We start from the raw sequence: 18,573 nt of genomic DNA on the forward strand, positions 1-18,573 counted from the left end.
TCTATCGGTCAGCCGCTGCGCCCGCTCCAGTAGCCGGGCTGCGCGAACTGCGTCTTCAGGTGCTCGATGAAGAAGCGGATCTTGGCCGGCACCGGACGCTGCTGCGGGTACACGGCAAGGATGTCGTAGTCCGGCAACGCGTACTCGTCGAGCACCGTGACCAGCTCGCCGCTTTCCAGTTGCGGCAGGATCTCCCACGTCGAGCGCCAGCCCAGGCCCAGGTGCTCGCCGGTCCAGCGGTGCAGCAGCTCGCCGTCGTTGCAGTCGAGGTTGCCGTTGACGCGCACCGTCACGGTCTTGCCGTTTTGCTGGAAGTACCAGCCGCGCTGCTGGCCGCCCTGCAGGTTGAAGGCCAGGCAGTTGTGGTGCTGCAGGTCGTCGAGCGTGAGCGGGACGCCATGTTTCGCGAAATAGCCGGGCGTACCGCACACCACGCGCTTGTTCGTGGCGAGCTTGATCGCGACGAAGTTCGGATCGATGGCGCCGCCGATGCGGATGCCCACGTCATACCCTTCGCGCACCAGGTCCACCACGCGGTCGGTCAGGTTGAAGGAAATCTGCACTTCCGGGTTCGACGCCAGGAAGGCCGGCGCATGCGGCGCCACGTGCTTGCGCCCGAACGCGGCCGGAGCCGACACGATCAGGTGGCCGGTGGCCTTGTGCTTGCCCTCGGCGATCAGCATCTCGGCGCGGTCCAGGTCGGCCAGTGCCTTCTTGCACTGCTCCATGAACACGGCGCCCTGCTCGGTCACCACGATCCGGCGCGTCGAGCGGTGCAGCAGCTTGACGCCGATGCGCGCTTCCAGCGCGTTGATGCGGCGTCCGATCATCACCGGCGTGACGTCCTGGGTCAGCGCGGCGGCGGCCATGCTGCCGTGTTCGACCACGGCGATGAAGGCTTCTATCTGTTTCAGTTTGTCCATAGGGTATTGCGTCTCCTGCCCGCCATTGTGCGGCATCGGCGCGGCACTGGCACCTTGCCGTCACTTATGAAGCGGATCGGGACTTGCGCATGGTGGCCTGCGGCGCCTCCATCTGGCGAGCACAATGACGCACCTCGCGCACGAATTCCGCGCAGACGTGGGTCATCAGGTCCACCGAGCGGTAGACCAGGAACACGCGGAAATCGGGCAGCTCATCCTGGATCGGCAGTGGCGTGAGCGCATCGCGTACCAGTTGCAGCGGGCCGCCCGTGCCGAAGAAGACGAAATCCGACCACATGCTGACCAGGTCGGTCTTGGTCGCAAGTTGCAGGCCGAGCAGGTTGGATGCGCTTTGCACCACGCGCTGCGGCATTTCCAGCCGGTGCAGGCGCATCAGGCTGGCCAGCGGGCTGCCGGCGTCGTCCACCGGATCCAGCACGAGCCAGTCCGCATCGAGCAACGGCCGCAGGCGTCGCGCGCGCCGCAGCGGGTGGCCGGTGCGCACCGCCAGCTTCATGCCGACCGAAAACAACGGTTCCCATTGGAATGACGCCGATCCCGGTCCGCTGTTGGTGGAAATCAGCCCCAAGTCCAGGCGGCCTTCGCGCAAGCCTTCCTGGATCTGCTGCGGACGCAGTTCGAAGGCGCGCAGCGCCACGTTCGGAAAGCGCTGGCGGAATGCCGCCATCGCATCGGGCAGCGGCCCGCTCGACGCCACCGCCGTGAAGCCGATATTGAGTTCGGCCTCGGCATGGCCGCGGATCGACTCGATGTCTTCCAGCGCATGCCGCAGTTCCTGCTCCACCACGCTCGCGCGCTTGACCAGCGCCGCGCCATAGGCGGTCAGGCTCACCCCGCGTACCGAGCGGGACATCAGCGTGACGCCCAGTTCGCGTTCCAGCTCCGCGATCGCCTTGGACAGCGCCGGCTGCGAGATATGCAGCGCGCGCGAGGCCTCGTGGATACTGCCATGCTCGGCCACGGCCAGCAGGATGCGCAGTTGTTGCAGCTTCATCAGTTTCCTTGTTCTCGTGCCGCGTGCCGCGTGCCGCGTGCCGCGTGCCGCGTGCCGCCTGGCGCGCCTTCACCGCGCGCACGTTGCTTTCACGCCATCCCGCGCCAGCTTGGGGATTCGCCACCGGTTGGTAGTTGTCCCGATATCCGTGCGGAACCGGTTATGACGGTGATTCGATTTGGTTATCAGGATGAAAATATATGATTTTTTGTCCCGCCGCGTTTGCCTGAATACTTCGTCGCAGCCCTGGCCCACCCCACAGGCAGCGCGGACCCCTCACCAGCCGGCACAGACCGGCCCCCGCGCGCCTCCCACCGAACAGTTTGTGGAGACCGCATGAATGACACCACCCTCGCCGCGACCACCGGCACGCTTGCCAAGCCGGCGCGCACGCAGAGCCAGTTCCGCCTGATTGCCGCCTGTTCCCTTGGCAATGCCCTGGAGATGTTCGACTTCACCGTCTACAGCTTCTTCTCGCTGCTGATCGGCAAGCTGTTTTTCCCGTCGGACAACCCCTACGGTTCGCTGCTGCTGGCCGTGGCGACCTTCGGCATCGGCTTCGTGATGCGCCCGCTTGGCGGCGTCGTGATCGGCAGCTACGCCGACCGCCGTGGCCGCAAGAACGCCATGACGCTGACCATCGCCATGATGGTGGCGGGCACGCTGTGCATTGCCCTGGCGCCGCCATATGCGTCGGCAGGCGTGTTCGGCTCGCTGATGATCCTGGCCGGCCGCCTGCTGCAGGGCTTTTCGCTCGGCGGCGAGATCGGTGCCTCGACCGCCATGCTGATGGAATCCGGCGGCGTGCGCGGCCGCGGCTGGCGCGTGAGCTGGCAGCTCGGCAGCCAGGGCATCTCGGCGCTGCTGGGCGCGCTGACCGGTGCGGCCCTGTATGCGCTGCTGCCGACCGAATCGCTCGAAAGCTGGGGCTGGCGCCTGCCGTTCCTGGTGGGCCTGCTGATCGCGCCCGTGGGGCTCTACATCCGCGCCAACCTCGATGAAACGCACCAGGCCGACGCCCACGCGCCGAGCCCGCTCGGCGAGCTGTTCCGCCACCACTGGGCCACGGTGGTCAAGGGCATCCTGGCCACCACGGCCGGCACCGCAACCATGTACCTGGTGGTGTTCTTCATGCCCACGTACATGATTCGCGTGCTGAAGATGCCGCCGTCGCTGTCGTTCCTGTCGGGCTGCGTGACCGGGATCACGCTGACGGTGGTGTCGCTGATTGCGGGGCGCCTGGCCGACCGGCTGACGCATCGCAAGCCGCTGGTGGTGGCGTCGCTGGTGTTCAGCATGCTCGCCGTCTATCCCGCCTTCTGGCTGATCAACGCCTATCCGAGCGTGCCGCTGGTGCTGGGCCTGTCGGCGCTGCTGACCGCCGGCATCAACCTCGGCACCACGCCGATGTTCCTGGTGATGCTGGAGATGCTGCCCGCCAGCGTGCGCGCCAGCGGCCTGTCGGTGATCTACAGCGTGGGCGTGACCGTCTTCGGCGGCTCGTCGCAATTCATCGTCACGTGGCTGCTCTCGCGCACCGGCAACCCGCTGTCGCCGGCCTGGTACATGCTGGTCTGCAGCGTCATCACCCTGATTGCCGTGCTGAGCATCCGCGAACGCCGCGCCCACTGATTCCCAACATTCTCACGGAGACCCGATCCATGACCCGCGCACCCACGCTAAAGCCGTTCCAGTACCTGCCGCACCTGCTGCCTAACATCAACATCGACGCGGAGACCTTCGTCGGCATCCGCCGTCAGATCCACGCGCAACCCGAACTCGGCTTCGAAGTCGGCGTGACCAGCAAGCTGGTGGCCACGATGCTCTCCGCGTGGGGCTATGAGGTCCACACCGGCATTGGCAAGAGCGGTGTGGTGGGGCAGCTCAGGCGCGGCACTGGCAAGCGCCGCCTTGGCATCCGTGCCGACATGGACGCCCTGCCGGTGGTCGAGGCCACCGGCCTGCCGTACGCGAGCAAGGTGAACGGCAAGATGCATGCATGCGGCCACGACGGCCACACGGCGATCCTGCTGGCCGCGGCCAAGGCGCTGGCAGACCACCCCGATTTCGACGGCACGCTGAACCTGATCTTCCAGCCCGACGAGGAAAACCTGTGCGGCGCGCGCGCGATGATCGAGGACGGGTTGTTCGAGCGCTTCCCGTGCGACGCCGTATTCGCGCTGCACAACATGCCGGGCGTGCCCGCCGGCACCTTCCGCGTGCTGCCGGGCCCGGTCAGTCTGTCGTCCGATGTGGCGGACGTCACCATCAAGGGCGTCGGCGGCCACGGGGCGATGCCTCACCGTGCGCGCGACCCGATCGCGGCGTCGGCGGCGATCGTCACCGCATTGCAGACCGTGGTGGCGCGCAATGTCGCGCCCGATGACACCGCCGTCGTGTCGGTCGGCTTTATTCGCGGCGGCGCTACGCACAACGTCATCCCCGAGTCCGTGACGATCGGGCTGAACGTGCGCGCGGCGCGTCCTGAAACGCGCGCATTGGTGGAGCAGCGCATCCGCGAGATCGTGTCGCTCACCGCGCAGGCGCATGGCGTGGAAGCACAGATCGACTACCGCCAGCTCACGCCGCCGATGGTCAATACCGAAGTGGAAACGCAGCTGGCGCAGCGTGTTTGCGCGGAACTGGTTGGCGCGGAGAACGTCGTCACGCAGGCGCCCAAGGGGCTGAACGGCAGCGAGGATTTCGCGTGGATGCTCAATGCGGTGCCGGGGTGTTATCTGATCCTCGGCAACGGCGAAGGCGAGTTCGGGGGATGCATGGTGCATAACCCGGGCTACGACTTCAATGATGCGGTGTTGCCGTTGGGTGCGGCGGCGTGGGTTAGGCTGGCGCAGACATACTTGGTGGCGGACTGAACGGGCTTTTACTGCGCGGGAGCCGGCTCGCCGGAAGGCGCCGGCACCGCGCGTTGCGCCCCCACCCGCGCATTGATTTCCGCCGCCTCCCCCAGCACATGCGACAGCCGCCGCAGCGGGCGGCTGCATTGCACATGCACGTAGAGATAAAACGCCGCGCCAACCACCACCATCACGGCGTAAAGCCCCAGCAGCGATCCTTTCATCTCGGCCTGATGCGGCAGCGGATGCAGCCCGCTGACCAGCACCAGCGCCGCGGGCGCGAGCGCAAGCAGCAGCCCCACGGTCCGCGCCATCCCTTCCCATAGCCGCAGCTGCAAGGCCACGCGCCGTTGCCGCGCCTGCAGCTGCAGCGGATGAATCCGCCCCAGACGGCGCAGCAGCGCGTTCTCGATGGCGCTGTCCAGGTCCATCTGGCCGGCCTGCCAGCGCAGCGGGTTGCGCAGGATTGCCAACACGCCCGGCAGGCGCATCAGCCCTGCGCCCGCATAGCACGCGGCACACAGCACCAGCAGGGCCTCGGCCAGCCGGACCGACCAGGGCGCCAGCGGATGCTTCAGCACCAGGCGCCAGACAGCCAGCCCGCCAGCCGCCAGCAGCGTTGCCACCAGCGTGACCACGAAACCCAGCCACAGGGCCCGAGCGATCCGAGGCGTCCACGGCGCCACACCCGCAGCGCTGACGGAGGCCGGCACGGGCGCTGGCGCCGGCGCAGTCGCCAGGGCTTCGAGCAGTTCGTAGGTGGACGGTAGCCGGGAGTACATGGCGCTGGGAAGGTGGTGGTTCGAGTCGACGCGGCGGGGCGAGTGCGCCATTGTCGCCGCAGCCGCGTAGCGCGGATAGCACTTCGCGTATCCAGATCATCACACCGCATCTCGAATCCCGACGCCGGCGCAACGCGCGCAGACCATCCGTCAGGCCTTCCAAGGCCACATTACAAACTCCAGGTATCGAATCAACTGATCTCACTTCCCTTTATCCGACCCCGGCTGCGGGAATAGGATCAACTCCAACGGAAAACCCACCCCAACTGGAGACAAGGATCATGGCAAAGATGAGAGCAATCGACGCGGCCATCGCGGTGCTGGAGAAGGAAGGCGTGACCACGGCGTTCGGCGTGCCGGGCGCGGCAATTAACCCGTTCTACTCGGCGATGCGCAAGTCGGGCAACATCAACCACGTGCTGGCCCGCCACGTCGAAGGCGCCTCGCACATGGCCGAGGGCTACACCCGTGCCGAGCCGGGCAATATCGGCGTCTGCGTCGGCACCTCGGGTCCCGCCGGCACCGACATGATCACCGGCCTGTACTCGGCCTGGGCCGACTCGATCCCCATCCTCTGCATTACCGGCCAGGCCCCGCGCGCCCGCCTGTACAAGGAAGACTTCCAGGCCGTCGACATCGAGTCGATCGCCAAGCCCGTGACCAAGTGGGCCGTGACCGTGCGCGAGCCGGCACTGGTGCCGCAAGTGTTCCAGCAAGCGTTCCACATCATGCGCTCGGGCCGTCCGGGTCCGGTGCTGGTCGACCTGCCGTTCGACGTGCAGGTGGCCGAGATCGAATTCGACATCGAGACCTACCAGTCGCTGCAGCCGTACAAGCCGGCTGCCTCGCGTGCCCAGATCGAGAAGGCCATCGCCATGCTCAACGCGGCCGAGCGCCCGCTGATCGTGTGCGGCGGCGGCGTGATCAACGCTGACGCGGCCGACCTGCTCGTCCAGTTCGCCGAGCTGGTCAACGTGCCGGTGGTGCCGACGCTGATGGGCTGGGGCGTGCTGGCCGACGACCACCCGCTGCAAGCCGGCATGGTCGGCCTGCAGACCTCGCACCGCTACGGCAACGCCACGCTGCTGGCTTCGGACTTCGTCATGGGCATCGGCAACCGCTGGGCCAACCGCCACACCGGCAGCGTCGACGTCTACACCAAGGGCCGCAAGTTCGTGCACGTCGATATCGAACCGACCCAGATCGGCCGCGTGTTCGGTCCGGACCTGGGCATTGTGTCGGACGCCAAGGCCGCGCTCGAACTGTTCGTCGAAGTCGCCCGCGAAATGAAGATGGCCGGCCGCCTGCCGTGCCGCAAGTCGTGGGTGGCCGATGTGCAGAAGCGCCGCCGCACCATGCAGCGCAAGAGCGACTTCGACAACGTGCCGGTCAAGCCGCAGCGCGTGTACCGCGAGATGAACCAGTACTTCCCGCGCGACGTGCGCTACGTCAGCACCATCGGCCTGTCGCAGATCGCCGCGGCGCAGTTCCTGTCGGTGAACGAGCCGCGCCACTGGATCAACTGCGGCCAGGCCGGCCCGCTGGGCTGGACCATCCCGGCCGCGATCGGCGTGAAGACCGCCTCGCCGGATTCGGACGTGGTGGCGATCTCGGGCGACTACGACTTCCAGTTCATGATCGAAGAGCTGGCCGTGGCCGCGCAGTTCAAGGTGCCGTACATCCACGTGGTGGTGAACAACTCCTACCTCGGCCTGATCCGTCAGGCGCAGCGCGGTTTCGAGATGGACTACTGCGTGCAGCTCGCGTTCGACAACGTCAACGCGCCCGAGCTGAACGGCTACGGCGTGGACCACGTCAAGGTGGTCGAAGGCCTGGGCTGCAAGGCGATCCGCGTGTTCAAGCCGGAAGACATCGCCCCGGCCTTTGCCGAAGCGCGCGACCTGATGGCCGAGTTCTCGGTGCCGGTGGTCGTCGAAGTGATCCTGGAACGCGTGACCAATATCGCGATGGGCACCGAGATCGACAACATCAACGAGTTCGAGCCGATCGAGGACCTCGAAGACATCGAGGAAGCGATCCTGAAGGAAGAAGTGGAAACGGCGTAAGACCCTTCCCGCCCCCTGCAGTCCTGCACGTCATTCCCGCGCAGGCGGGAATCTAGCGTCTTCAAAAGTCACTGGGTTCCCGCCTCCGCGGGAACGACAAGAAAAAACCAAGTCACAGGAGATGACCAAATGACCAAACTTGCGGCAAACCTCACCATGTTGTTCAACGAAGTGGGTTTCCTCGACCGCTTCGAAGCCGCTGCGCGCGCGGGCTTCCGCGGCGTGGAATTCCTGTTCCCGTATGCGTTCCACGCGGACCAGATCGCAGACCGCCTGAACCGCTTCCAGCTCGACCTGGTCCTGCACAACTTGCCCGCCGGCAAGTGGGATGCGGGCGAGCGCGGCATTGCCTGCCACCCGGACCGCGTCGGCGAGTTCCAGGACGGCGTGGGCGAGGCCATCAAGTACGCCAAGGTGCTGGGCGTGCGCCAGCTCAACTGCCTGGTCGGCATCCAGCCGCAGAACGTGAAGCGCGAGCAGGCCCAGGAAACGCTGGTGGAGAACCTGCGCTTCGCCGCCAACGCACTGGCCGCCGAGCATATCGACCTGCTGATCGAGCCGATCAACACCTTCGATATCCCGGGCTTCTTCCTGTCGCGCACGCAGCAGGCCGTGGACCTGATCAGCCAGGTCAACGCGCCCAACGTCTACGTGCAGTACGACATCTATCACATGCAGCGCATGGAAGGCGAAATCGCCAACACCATCAAGGCGAACCTGCCGAAGATCAAGCACGTGCAGCTGGCCGACAACCCGGGCCGCAACGAGCCGGGCACCGGCGAGCTGAACTACCAGTTCCTGTTCAAGTACCTGGACGAAATCGGCTACACCGGCTGGATCGGCTGCGAGTACAAGCCGAAGACCACTACCGAAGCCGGCCTGGGCTGGCGCGCCGCCCACGGCGTGCAGTAACGACGTGCAGTAACGGGTTACCGCACACGACATCCATCACAGACTTAACATCCAATCGGAGACTAACAACATGGCAAACCAACGCAATATCGGCTTTATCGGCCTGGGCATCATGGGCGCACCGATGGCAGGGCACCTGCGCGCAGCCGGCCACACGCTGTTCGTGCATGACGTCAACCCGGCGCCGCAATTCCTGGTCGATGCCGGCGTGACTGTTTGCACGAGCGCCGAGGAAGTCGCCAAGCGTGCCGACGTGATCGTCATCATGGTGCCGGACACGCCGCACGTCGAAGCGGTGCTGTTCAGCGAGAAGGGCGTTGCCGCCGCATTCAAGGCCGCCGGCAAGGAAGCCAGCTACAGCAAGATCGTGGTCGACATGAGCTCGATCTCGCCGATCGCGACCAAGGACTTCGCCGCGCGCATCAACAAGCTGGGCGCTTCGTACCTGGACGCTCCGGTGTCGGGCGGCGAAGTCGGTGCCAAGGCCGCCTCGCTGACGATCATGGTCGGTGGTCCGCAGGAAGCATTCGACCAGGTCAAGCCGCTGTTCGAGTTGATGGGCAAGAACATCACGCTGGTGGGCGGCAACGGTGACGGCCAGACCACCAAGGTGGCCAACCAGATCATCGTCGCGCTGAACATCCAGGCCGTGTCCGAAGCGCTGCTGTTCGCCTCGAAGGCCGGTGCGGATCCGGCACGCGTGCGCCAGGCACTGATGGGCGGCTTCGCTGCGTCGCGCATCCTGGAAGTGCACGGCGAGCGCATGGTCAAGCGCACCTTCGACCCGGGCTTCCGCATCGAACTGCACCAGAAGGACCTGAACCTGGCGCTGCAGGGTGCCAAGGCGCTGGGCGTGGCACTGCCGAACACCGCGACCGCGCAAGAGCTGTTCAACACCTGCGCCGCGAACGGCTTCGGCAAGTCCGATCACTCGGCCCTGTGCCGCGCGATCGAGATCATGTCGAACCACGAGATCGCGAGCGCCAAGTAAGCACACCGCTGTACACGCAACATCTGCAGTATCCGCAGCACACGCAGTACCTGTAGTTGCAGCAAACGCCGTCCCCTCGCCGGGGACGGCCTCAGTTTCAGTTCCCAGGATTCCCCATGCTCGACACCGAAACCAGCGCCGCCCTGCTGACCCCGCAGCGTCCCAGCCTCCAGCCGCGCGCCCTGCTGCGCGACCTGTTCGATACCGCCGTGGCCTCGGTGAGCGCCAGCCACTGCCTGCCCCCGCACCTGCCGCACCCGCCCAAGGGCCGCACGGTGGTGATCGGCGCCGGCAAGGCCGCCGCCGCGATGGCGCAGGCCGTCGAGGCCCACTGGCAAGGCGAGCTGAGCGGACTGGTGGTCACGCGCTATGGCCACGGTGCCGACTGCAAGCGCATCGAAGTGGTCGAGGCCGCGCACCCGGTGCCCGATGAAGCGGGCGCACGCGCCGCGCAGCGCATGGTCGAACTCGTGCAGGGCCTGACTGCCGACGACCTCGTGCTGTGCCTGATCTCCGGCGGCGGCTCCGCATTGCTGGCTGCGCCCGCGCCCGGCATTTCGCTGGCAGACAAGCAGGCCATCAACAAGGCGCTGCTGCGCAGCGGCGCGAGCATCGGCGAGATGAACTGCGTGCGCAAGCACCTGTCCGCGCTCAAGGGCGGCCGCCTGGCGCTGCACTGCGAGCCGGCCCGCGTTGAAACCCTGCTGATTTCCGATATCCCCGGCGATGACCCGACGCTGATCGCCAGCGGCCCGACGCTGCCCGATGCGACCACCTGCGCCGACGCGCTCGCCGTCATCGCCAAGTACGGCATCGATGTGCCGGCCAATGTGCGCGCGCATCTGGAAAGCGGCGCGGGCGAAACGCCCAAGCCCGGCGATGCCCGCTTTGAAGGCCACCGCAGCGTGACGCTGGCTACCGCGCAGCAATCGCTCGAAGCTGCTGCGGCACGGGCGCGCGAACTCGGCTTCGAAGCGCACATCCTGTCCGATTGCATCGAAGGCGAGGCTCGCGACGTGGCCGTCGTGCATGCCGCGATCGCACGACAGATCGCGCAGCATGGCCAGCCGTTCAGCAAGCCTTGCGTGCTGTTGTCGGGCGGAGAAACTACTGTGACCGTGCGCGGCAAAGGCCGTGGCGGCCGCAATGCCGAGTTTCTGCTGTCGCTGGCGGTCGCGCTCGACGGACTGCCCGGCGTGCATGCGATCGCGTGCGACACCGACGGCATCGATGGCTCCGAAGACAACGCCGGCGCCCTGCTCGCCCCCGACACGCTGACGCGTGCCGCGGCCCGCGGCCTGTCCGCCCGTGCGCATCTGGAAAACAACGACGGCTATGGCTTCTTTGCCGGCGTGGACGACCTGATCGTGACCGAGCCGACCCGCACCAACGTGAACGACTTCCGCGCGATCCTCATCGTCTGAGCATCGCCACCCACCGAACCGCATTACCGGCACGCCAACCATGGCGCGCCGTTCCGAGAATGGAAGAGGAGACATCATGAGACGCCAGCGCAAAGCCAAGATCGTTGCCACGCTCGGACCCGCGAGCACCGATATCGCGGTGATCCGACAGCTGTTCGAAGCCGGGGCCGACGTGTTCCGCCTGAACTTCAGCCACGGCACGCATGAAGACCACCGCGCGCGTTACGACGCGGTGCGCCAGATCGAAGCCGAGACCGGCCGCCCGATCGCGATCCTGGCCGACTTGCAGGGTCCCAAGCTGCGCATCGGCGTGTTTGCTGCGGGCAAGGTGGCGGTGCGTGCCGGCGATCCGTTCGTGCTCGATAGCGATCCGACCCCCGGCGACGGCACGCGCGTGCACCTTCCGCACCCGGAACTGTTCCGCGCGGCGCAGCCGGGGCAGTCGCTGCTGATCGATGATGGCAAGGTGCGCCTGGCGATCGAAGCCGTGGCCAGCGGCAGCATCACCACGCGCGTGGTGAACAACGGCACGCTGTCCGACCGCAAGGGCGTGAACGTGCCCGACGCGGTGATCCCCATTCCTGCGTTGACCGAGAAGGACCGCAAGGACCTGGACTTCGCGCTGTCGCTCGGCGCTGACTGGATTGGCCTGTCCTTCGTGCAGCGCCCGTCCGACATCGTCGAAGCGCGCGAGATCGTCGGCACGCGGGCCGGCATCCTGTCGAAGATCGAAAAGCCGGCCGCGCTGCAGCAGCTCGAAGAGATCGTGCGTGTGTCGGACTCGGTGATGGTCGCACGTGGCGACCTCGGCGTGGAATTGCCGCCCGAGCGCGTGCCCGGCGTGCAGAAGCGCATCCTGCGCGTGTGCCGCCAGCTCGGCAAGCCGGTGGTGATCGCCACGCAGATGCTCGAGTCGATGATTGATTCGCCGGTGCCGACGCGTGCCGAAGCCTCCGATGTGGCAAGCGCCATTTATGAAGGCGCCGATGCGGTGATGCTGTCGGCCGAGTCGGCCAACGGCCGCTACCCGGTGCCGGCCGTGTCGATGATGAACCGCATCGTCACGGAAGTGGAACGCGATCCGCTCTACCGCAACCTGCTCGACGCCCAGCACGAAACGCCGCTGAACACGCGCCAGGACGCCATCTGCGCGGCGCTGCGCGAAGTCACGCAGATCATCGGTGCCGCGGCGACCGTCACCTACACGTCTTCCGGAGCCACGGCGCTGCGCGCGGCGCGCGAGCGGCCGTGCGCGCCGATCGTCAGCATCACGCCGAACCTTGAGATCGCGCGGCGGCTGGCGATTGCATGGGGTATCCACTCGACCGTGAGCCCCGATGTGAAGAGCGTCGACGAGATGGTGGAAGCGGCTACGCGCGCTGCGTTGGTCGAAGGCTATGCCGCGCCCGGCGACCAGATCACGATTGCCGCCGGCATGCCATTTGGCCAGGGCGGGACGACCAACCTGCTGCGTGTGGCGGAAGTCGGTGGCAATGCGGTGGCCGCGGTGGACACCGCCCGCGAGGTCGCCACGGTCTGATCGCTTTTTTGTAGTGGTCGGGGCACTGGCCGTGCCCCGGTGGTGCCAGTTGCCGCCCGCCACCCGCGAAGGCCTTCTCCAAGGCTGCGCGGGTGGCGTTTTTTTGGGTCTTCGGGGAATTGCGGGGCCGTTCTTGGCTGGCGCCGCTGTTTCGCCGGCGTAGCATCGAATGGGTTGTTGCGCTTGGCAAGCGCTGCTGTTTCGCCGGCGTAGCCGGCGACTTACTTTCTTGTCCGAGCGACAAGAAAGTAAGCAAAGAAGCGCGTTTACTTGTCCTAGCGGACGAATATTGATCGTAGCGTGCGAAGAATTTCGTACGGGTACTCGCTTCAGAGTCTGCCCCGCTGCCTGCCGCGTGGTGCGCGTCCACCTGCAGGCTCTCCAGCAATGATTGAACCAGCCCCGAACCTGTCCGTGGCTCGACACTGCCTGCGATATCGCATCATCGCCTACGGCTGCTACGCGGCTCACAAGTCGGCAGGCGGGACGGCATCAACGGTGCAGGCGCCGGTGCCTCGTTTCTTCCCTTCCCTCGGTTTCTCGCCGGCTACGCCGGCGAAACAGCAGCGCCTGCCAAGCACGACATCCCCGCAATTCAGCGAAGAACCGTTTTTTGGAGGCGGACTGGGTCGCCATGAACCGGACGGATGGTGCTCCGCGGCGGTCATCCTGCACCAAAAAACCACACTGACCCGCATTGCTATACTTCAACGCAAAACCCTTCACCCAATCCCCGGAGCACCCCCCATGCGTCTCGATGACGAATCCGAAAGCCAGAACGTGGAAGACCGCCGCGGCGGCTTTGGCGGCGGCGGGTTCGGTGGTCCGAAGACCATTGGCATCGGCACGGTCATCATCGCCCTTGCCGCCTCTTACTTCTTTGGCATCGATCCCTCGGTCATCATGCAGGGCGCGTCGGTGCTGCAAGGCCAGCAGCCCCCCCAGCAGCATCAGCAGGCCAACCGGCCGCCGGCCAATGACCAGATGACGGTGTTCACCCGCAAGGTGCTGGGCAATACCGAGCGGACATGGGAGCACATCTTCGAGACCGAGCTGAACCGGCGCTACGATCCGCCCAAGCTCGTGCTGTTCTCGGGCGCGACGCCGACCGCGTGCGGCACGGGGCAATCGGCCATGGGCCCGTTCTACTGCCCCGGCGATCACAAGGTCTATATCGACCTGGCTTTCTATGACGAGCTGCGCCGGCGCTTCGGCGCGGGCGGTGACTTTGCGCAGGCGTATGTGATCGCGCATGAAATCGGCCACCACGTGCAGAACCTGCTGGGCGTCTCCGACAAGGTCGATGCCGCGCGCCGGCGCATGGGCGAGGCGCAGGCCAACCAGCTGTCGGTGCGCATGGAGTTGCAGGCCGACTGCCTGGCCGGCGTCTGGGCCGCCAATGCGCAGCGCGCCAACCAGCAACTGCTCGAACCCGGCGATATCGAGGAAGGCCTGAAGGCCGCCGCCGCCATCGGCGACGACCGGCTGCAGAAGCAGTCACAAGGCTATGTCGTGCCGGAAGCCTTTACCCACGGCACCAGCGAGCAGCGCGTGCGCTGGTTGCGCCAGGGCCTGACCACGGGCGATATCCGCAAGTGCGATACCTTCGCCGCGCGCCAGCTTTGACCCGGCGAGTGTGATGCGCGCGTTGTTCGCCACGTAATGCCTGTCCGTTCCCGAGGCACTGCGCGACCAAGCGGACGCAGGGACGCACGGACGTACGGCCGCCACCGAATCGGATGCCGGACTCAGCTTGTCATCATCAGGGGAAAAATCGCCTGCCCGGCGCAGAGAGAAGGAGGAGGTCTGCCGGGCAGGCGGGAGAGAAAACTTGCGGCCACCGAGGTGGCCGCTGCAGGTCCTGGGAGAACCCGGGCAAGTACGTCAGACGCGATACCCGTACAGCGAGCCGTCACCCGTGCGCGAGTTGTCGGTCGAGCTCGCGGAGATCTCGCCGCTGAAGACGGCCGCCCCGTCCGTATAGGGATTGAAGCGGTCCTTGCGGGCGCCATCCGTATAAGGGTTGTAGCGGTCCTGGCGTGCGCCGTCGGTGTAAACGTCGTACTTCCCTTGCTTGGTGCCGTCCACGAACGGGTCGAACTTGCCACGCAGTGCATCGGCGTAGACATCGAATTTGCCGGCCTTGCTGGTCGCGGCGGGGGCAGCCATCGCCGCGGCGGATGCGACCAAAGCCGCTACCACGAACGCGCCACCAAGAATGCGTCTGGCGATCATTTCGGACTCCTTCAACTGATTTCGTCTTGCTTTGTGTGACCAGCTAACGTCTTGCCGCCACGCAATCTTTGTTGCGGTGCGAGCACGGACTGAAGCTTAGTCACTGGCTACGTCATCGGAAATGACGCTGCGACGAATGGTGAGTTGCTAGTCGTGAAACGACGGACTTGGTGACGAACGGCGTGTGTGGACCGCCATCCGCATGGTGCGCGCCCATTGGCACCGGGGGGCCTGCGGCCCCCGTTCCACAGGATCAAAGCGTGTACTGGCCGCTGGCCTCCGGCTGGAACGTGATCTCGGTGACCGTCACGTGCTGTTCGCGGCCATCGGGCATGCGGTAGTTGACGGTCTGCCCGGCACGAGCGCCCAGCAGCGCCTGGCCCACCGGCGACAGCACGGAGAGGCGGCCGACATCGAAGTCGGCTTCGTCGGGGTAAACCAGCGTCCACTGGCGCGGCGCGGCATCGCCTTGCAGCGCGCAGACCAGGCGCGAGTTCATGGTGACCACGTCGGTCGGGATCTCCTGCGGCGTCACGATGGCCGCGCGCGCGAGCAGTTCATCGAGCATATCGGCCATGTGGGCCGCGCCCGGGCGGCTGGCCATGCGCTCCAGGCGCGTGACGTCGAGTTCGGTCAGGTAGAGGGTCGTTGCGGTCGGGTTGGTGGCCGTCATGGCTAATCCTCCGTCAGGTGTCGGTGGCGGTCAGGTTAAGTCCGGCACGGCGACCGGACGGCATTTGCCGACGGACCATGCGGGAACATCAGGGAACAGTGAACGGTGAAGCGGTGAATCAGTGCCGGCGTTGCAGCGTCACGCGGCGCCGGCAAGGCGCATCGGTGTCACGCGGCAGGCGTGAGGCTCGGGCCCGGTTCGGCCCGGGCCCCTGGTAGTGGGACTGTCAGGCTGGGAACCGGGCGGGATCAGGCGGAGCGCTGACCCGGCGGCGGGGCGTCATGCGCGTGGCCAGTGCGGGAGCGCCGGCGCGCGCGCGTACCTGTCGCGCGGGGCGGGCAGGTACGGTGGGCAGCGAATGGCGGGCTGGCATGGCGGTCACGCGGATAACAGGAATCAGGATCAGGTAAGGAAACCCGGAACGGAGCGCGGCAACGGCAAAACGTTGATCCGAACATCCGGCAGCAGGGCTTCGATTGTCTCCGCACCGGCCTGGTGCAGGAACGGCCATCGTAGCACAGGCAGATGGCCGGCGCGGCGCGCCCGGTTCAGTGGGCGTGGCCAGTGGCGGGCGCGTGGCATTCGCACGGCGCACCGGCCGCGGCCTGCTGCAGATTCTGCAGGATGCCGCATTCGCTGGCGGCCTGGTGCTGGTGATGACAGGTCTCGCGCAAGGCGCGCAGCTGGCTTTCCAGCGCTTCCAGCGCCACGCGCTGGGCGTGGATCTGTTCGATCTGGCGGTCCAGCAAGGCGTTGACATCATCACAGTCCTGCGACGGGTTGCGCTCGAAATCGCGCAGCCGGCGCACGTCCGACAGGCTCATGCCCAACGAACGGCAGTGCCGCACGAAATTGAGCTGCATCAGGTGGGTGTCGCCGTAGCGTCGATAGCCGTTGGCCTCGCGCTGCGGGGCGTCGAGCACGCCTTCGCGCTCGTAGTAGCGGATGGTTTCAATATCGCAACCGCTATGCCGGGAAAGTTCGCCGATTCGCATAGAGCCGGAATCTCTGTAGTGACTACGGGGTTTTGCGTAGTCTAGCCCAGACCGGGCGAGCTTGCCGAAGCGTCCTCGGCGGCACCCGCAATGCCGCGCGCCTCGTCGCGCAGCGTCGTGGCGCGCGGCGCCAGCGCGGCGCGGATATGTTCGGCGGCCAGTTCGGGCCTGGCCGTGCCGCACATGAAGATATCCACAGCCGCGAAGCCGTATTCGGGCCATGTATGGATACTGATGTGCGACTCCTTGAGCAGCAGCACGCCCGTCACGCCGAGCCCCGGCCCGAAGTGCTGGAAGCGCGCATCCACGGGCGTCGCGCCGGCCGCCTGTGCCGACGCGTACAGCACGCGCTCGACCAGTGCCGCGTCGGTCAGCAATGCCGGCGCGACGCCCTGCAGATCGAGCAGCAGGTGGCGGCCGAGCACGGCCGGGCAAGGCAATTGCGGGGCGTTCACGATGCGCGTCTCACTTGTGCCCGCCACCCGACGACCAACTGCCACCGCCGCTGCTGCCGCCCCATACCCGGCCGGAACCGCCCGAGCCGCCGGACTTGTAGTCGCTGCCCGACCCGAGGTTGTAGAAGGTCGCGCCGAACAGCACGATCAGGCCGTAGATCAGATAGAGAAGTCGCACGTCATCAGTCCTTGGCTGACCAGCGGCCCACCAGCCATAGTGGCACCCACAGCAGCAGCAATCCGAACGCCAGCGTGATCCAGCCGCCGTCCTTCACCAGCGCCACCGGCACATTGAGGATGGCCAGCGCAATCGCGTACCACTTCGCCGCCTTGCGGCAGAACGCCAGGTCGGCGTTGTCAGGCTTCTTGCGCAGGGCCGCGCCCGGCTGCGCGGCGGCCGCGATCAGCGCCTTGTTTCGCGGGAACCATTGCGCCACCTGCATACGCGTGACCGGGCTCGAGCGCGTCCAGACGATCTCGGTCGCGGATGTTTCACGCGTGAGCCGCAGCGCCGGTTCGCCGAATTCCGTGAGCTGCGTACTGTCGCCCACGCGCACGCGCCAGTTGAACGTGCCCGCGGCATAAAGGACTTCGCTGCGGTAGTCGGAGCCCTTGCGGAAGTTCTTGCCCTGCAACGTGGCGACGTCCGCCGAGGCCATGCGCGGCCAGGTGTCGAGCACTTCGACCTTGTCCCAGCCGCTGTCCTGCTCGACCAGCCAGAACAGGCCGCGCTCCTCGTTGAAGAGCAGGTATTCGACCCACGTCGACGCTTCGTCCTCGTCGTTGTCCGTGCATTGCATCAGGCCGAGGACGGCATAGGGCTTGCCGCCGATCTGTCCGATATCGCCCGGCGCCAGGCTGGTTTTCAGCGCCTCCAGCTCCTTGTGCTTTTCGAGCACGATGGCGGTGGAGGTGGTGCAATCGACCTCGCTGTGGCAGCTGCCGCAGACGACGAAGCTGGCCATGCCGGCGCGATAGGCAATCGGGCTGCCGCAGTTCGGGCAGGCCAGCGATACCGCCTTGCCGCGATAGCGGTCCGCCGTACGGCCGACTTCATCGACGCCGCGCAGCAGCTGGGCCTTGAGCTGGTCCAGCGTGACCAGCTGGCCCGTGTAGACGGCCGGCGGATAGCCGTCGGCATAGTCGAGCGTCAGGAAGCGGCCTTCGTCGCGGAAGTCGGCCACCTGCGCGGTCCAGCCCGTGCCGACGACGAAAGGCAACTCGCCTTCGCCACCGGTGCAGCGCGCGGTGCGCACATCGGCCGCTAGCCAGCGGCGCTTGTCGTAAAACAGGCTGTCGCCGGGGCGCAGCGATTCGAACTTCGGCGGCTTGTCGAATTGTTCGGCCGCGGCCAGTTCCGGCGATACGCGGCGCGTAAGCATGTATTGGCCCGATGCATCGGCCAGCCAGCCGTCGCTGCCATCGTCGAACAGCAGATACCACTCGTTCCACAACCCGGCTTCATAACGCAGCTGGATGCGCCCGACCAGCGTGAAGCCCTGTCCCTGCCATTGGCCCGACGCGTGGAGCTGCAGCGGCGTGTAGTCTTCCAGCACGGCCGACATCTTGCCGATGTCCTTGACGGAGTCGGCGTCCTTGACCAGCGTGCTGTGGCAGTACTCGCATACGGCCATGACGGCGGCGGAGGAACGGAACGCGACCTCCGCGCCGCAACCGGGACAGTTGACCTGTTGCATGCAGCCC

The 18,573-nt window shown here is 66.5% G+C and carries 17 protein-coding genes; 8 read left to right on the forward strand and 9 right to left on the reverse strand.

What is annotated here, in order from left to right; genetic code table 11:
• Nucleotides 1-8: 8 nt before the first annotated feature.
• Together ACIGJB_RS16120 and ACIGJB_RS16125 are read right to left on the reverse strand one after the other, a co-directional pair.
• Nucleotides 9-923, reverse strand: a complete 915-nt coding sequence (locus tag ACIGJB_RS16120) for a LysR family transcriptional regulator (protein WP_483730677.1) — start codon at nucleotides 921-923, stop codon at nucleotides 9-11.
• Between the two features lie 64 nt (nucleotides 924-987).
• On the reverse strand, nucleotides 988-1,938 hold the full coding sequence (locus tag ACIGJB_RS16125) for a LysR family transcriptional regulator (protein WP_483730678.1): 951 nt from the start codon (nucleotides 1,936-1,938) through the stop codon (nucleotides 988-990).
• Nucleotides 1,939-2,274: 336 nt separating this feature from the next.
• On the opposite strand from ACIGJB_RS16125, the gene ACIGJB_RS16130 reads away from it, so the two are divergent.
• The gene (locus tag ACIGJB_RS16130) at nucleotides 2,275-3,570 is read left to right on the forward strand and encodes an MFS transporter (protein ID WP_483730679.1); all 1,296 of its coding nucleotides are present in this window, start codon (nucleotides 2,275-2,277) and stop codon (nucleotides 3,568-3,570) included.
• A 29-nt stretch (nucleotides 3,571-3,599) separates the two neighbouring features.
• Nucleotides 3,600-4,814, forward strand: a complete 1,215-nt coding sequence (locus tag ACIGJB_RS16135) for a M20 aminoacylase family protein (RefSeq protein WP_483730680.1) — start codon at nucleotides 3,600-3,602, stop codon at nucleotides 4,812-4,814.
• 8 nt (nucleotides 4,815-4,822) lie between these two features.
• Here ACIGJB_RS16135 and ACIGJB_RS16140 read toward each other — a convergent pair whose 3' ends face one another.
• Complete coding sequence (locus ACIGJB_RS16140) at nucleotides 4,823-5,629, reverse strand: hypothetical protein (protein ID WP_483730681.1); 807 nt, start codon at nucleotides 5,627-5,629, stop codon at nucleotides 4,823-4,825.
• Nucleotides 5,630-5,859: 230 nt separating this feature from the next.
• On the opposite strand from ACIGJB_RS16140, the gene gcl reads away from it, so the two are divergent.
• From gcl to ypfJ, 6 genes are all read left to right on the forward strand, one after another.
• Nucleotides 5,860-7,644: a glyoxylate carboligase gene (gene gcl, locus ACIGJB_RS16145; RefSeq protein WP_483730682.1), complete on the forward strand. Its 1,785-nt coding sequence runs from the start codon at nucleotides 5,860-5,862 to the stop codon at nucleotides 7,642-7,644.
• A gap of 129 nt (nucleotides 7,645-7,773) precedes the next feature.
• Nucleotides 7,774-8,556, forward strand: coding sequence for a hydroxypyruvate isomerase (gene hyi / locus ACIGJB_RS16150; protein ID WP_483730683.1), 783 nt, complete (start codon nucleotides 7,774-7,776; stop codon nucleotides 8,554-8,556).
• A 70-nt stretch (nucleotides 8,557-8,626) separates the two neighbouring features.
• Nucleotides 8,627-9,547 (forward strand): 2-hydroxy-3-oxopropionate reductase, encoded by a 921-nt coding sequence (glxR, locus tag ACIGJB_RS16155; protein ID WP_483730684.1) that lies wholly within the window; start codon nucleotides 8,627-8,629, stop codon nucleotides 9,545-9,547.
• A 116-nt stretch (nucleotides 9,548-9,663) separates the two neighbouring features.
• The gene (locus tag ACIGJB_RS16160) at nucleotides 9,664-10,971 is read left to right on the forward strand and encodes a glycerate kinase type-2 family protein (protein WP_483730685.1); all 1,308 of its coding nucleotides are present in this window, start codon (nucleotides 9,664-9,666) and stop codon (nucleotides 10,969-10,971) included.
• 76 nt (nucleotides 10,972-11,047) lie between these two features.
• Nucleotides 11,048-12,511 carry a pyruvate kinase gene (pyk, locus tag ACIGJB_RS16165; RefSeq protein WP_483730686.1) on the forward strand — a complete coding sequence of 488 codons (1,464 nt, stop codon included), beginning with the start codon at nucleotides 11,048-11,050 and terminating at the stop codon, nucleotides 12,509-12,511.
• A gap of 747 nt (nucleotides 12,512-13,258) precedes the next feature.
• Complete coding sequence (gene ypfJ, locus ACIGJB_RS16170; RefSeq protein ID WP_483730687.1) at nucleotides 13,259-14,137, forward strand: KPN_02809 family neutral zinc metallopeptidase; 879 nt, start codon at nucleotides 13,259-13,261, stop codon at nucleotides 14,135-14,137.
• A 258-nt stretch (nucleotides 14,138-14,395) separates the two neighbouring features.
• On the opposite strand, the gene ACIGJB_RS16175 is transcribed toward ypfJ, so the two are convergent.
• The 6 genes from ACIGJB_RS16175 to ACIGJB_RS16200 all read right to left on the reverse strand — a co-directional run bounded on the left by ACIGJB_RS16175 (nucleotide 14,396) and on the right by ACIGJB_RS16200 (nucleotide 18,566).
• Nucleotides 14,396-14,746, reverse strand: a complete 351-nt coding sequence (locus ACIGJB_RS16175; protein WP_483730688.1) for a hypothetical protein — start codon at nucleotides 14,744-14,746, stop codon at nucleotides 14,396-14,398.
• A gap of 253 nt (nucleotides 14,747-14,999) precedes the next feature.
• Nucleotides 15,000-15,419, reverse strand: coding sequence for a nucleoside diphosphate kinase regulator (gene rnk, locus ACIGJB_RS16180; protein WP_483730689.1), 420 nt, complete (start codon nucleotides 15,417-15,419; stop codon nucleotides 15,000-15,002).
• 548 nt (nucleotides 15,420-15,967) lie between these two features.
• Nucleotides 15,968-16,414 (reverse strand): Cd(II)/Pb(II)-responsive transcriptional regulator, encoded by a 447-nt coding sequence (locus ACIGJB_RS16185; RefSeq protein ID WP_483709784.1) that lies wholly within the window; start codon nucleotides 16,412-16,414, stop codon nucleotides 15,968-15,970.
• Nucleotides 16,415-16,455: 41 nt separating this feature from the next.
• Entirely contained in the window at nucleotides 16,456-16,869 is a 414-nt protein-coding gene (gene speD, locus ACIGJB_RS16190) for an adenosylmethionine decarboxylase (RefSeq protein ID WP_483730690.1), read from the reverse strand.
• A gap of 10 nt (nucleotides 16,870-16,879) precedes the next feature.
• Nucleotides 16,880-17,047, reverse strand: coding sequence for a hypothetical protein (locus tag ACIGJB_RS16195; protein ID WP_483730691.1), 168 nt, complete (start codon nucleotides 17,045-17,047; stop codon nucleotides 16,880-16,882).
• Between the two features lie 4 nt (nucleotides 17,048-17,051).
• Nucleotides 17,052-18,566 (reverse strand): DUF4178 domain-containing protein, encoded by a 1,515-nt coding sequence (locus tag ACIGJB_RS16200; protein WP_483730692.1) that lies wholly within the window; start codon nucleotides 18,564-18,566, stop codon nucleotides 17,052-17,054.
• Nucleotides 18,567-18,573: the final 7 nt, after the last annotated feature.

It is taken from the genome of Cupriavidus sp. C2SS-8b, assembly GCF_057073745.1.

Excerpts from the sequence above, each read along its gene's own strand:
- ACIGJB_RS16120 (WP_483730677.1), bottom strand. The coding sequence starts at position 923 with ATGGACAAACTGAAACAGATAGAAGCCTTCATCGCCGTGGTCGAACAC.
- ACIGJB_RS16125 (WP_483730678.1), bottom strand. The coding sequence starts at position 1,938 with ATGAAGCTGCAACAACTGCGCATCCTGCTGGCCGTGGCCGAGCATGGC.
- ACIGJB_RS16130 (WP_483730679.1), top strand. The coding sequence starts at position 2,275 with ATGAATGACACCACCCTCGCCGCGACCACCGGCACGCTTGCCAAGCCG.
- ACIGJB_RS16135 (WP_483730680.1), top strand. The coding sequence starts at position 3,600 with ATGACCCGCGCACCCACGCTAAAGCCGTTCCAGTACCTGCCGCACCTG.
- ACIGJB_RS16140 (WP_483730681.1), bottom strand. The coding sequence starts at position 5,629 with ATGGCGCACTCGCCCCGCCGCGTCGACTCGAACCACCACCTTCCCAGC.
- gcl (WP_483730682.1), top strand. The coding sequence starts at position 5,860 with ATGGCAAAGATGAGAGCAATCGACGCGGCCATCGCGGTGCTGGAGAAG.
- hyi (WP_483730683.1), top strand. The coding sequence starts at position 7,774 with ATGACCAAACTTGCGGCAAACCTCACCATGTTGTTCAACGAAGTGGGT.
- glxR (WP_483730684.1), top strand. The coding sequence starts at position 8,627 with ATGGCAAACCAACGCAATATCGGCTTTATCGGCCTGGGCATCATGGGC.
- ACIGJB_RS16160 (WP_483730685.1), top strand. The coding sequence starts at position 9,664 with ATGCTCGACACCGAAACCAGCGCCGCCCTGCTGACCCCGCAGCGTCCC.
- pyk (WP_483730686.1), top strand. The coding sequence starts at position 11,048 with ATGAGACGCCAGCGCAAAGCCAAGATCGTTGCCACGCTCGGACCCGCG.
- ypfJ (WP_483730687.1), top strand. The coding sequence starts at position 13,259 with ATGCGTCTCGATGACGAATCCGAAAGCCAGAACGTGGAAGACCGCCGC.
- ACIGJB_RS16175 (WP_483730688.1), bottom strand. The coding sequence starts at position 14,746 with ATGATCGCCAGACGCATTCTTGGTGGCGCGTTCGTGGTAGCGGCTTTG.
- rnk (WP_483730689.1), bottom strand. The coding sequence starts at position 15,419 with ATGACGGCCACCAACCCGACCGCAACGACCCTCTACCTGACCGAACTC.
- ACIGJB_RS16185 (WP_483709784.1), bottom strand. The coding sequence starts at position 16,414 with ATGCGAATCGGCGAACTTTCCCGGCATAGCGGTTGCGATATTGAAACC.
- ACIGJB_RS16200 (WP_483730692.1), bottom strand. The coding sequence starts at position 18,566 with ATGCAACAGGTCAACTGTCCCGGTTGCGGCGCGGAGGTCGCGTTCCGT.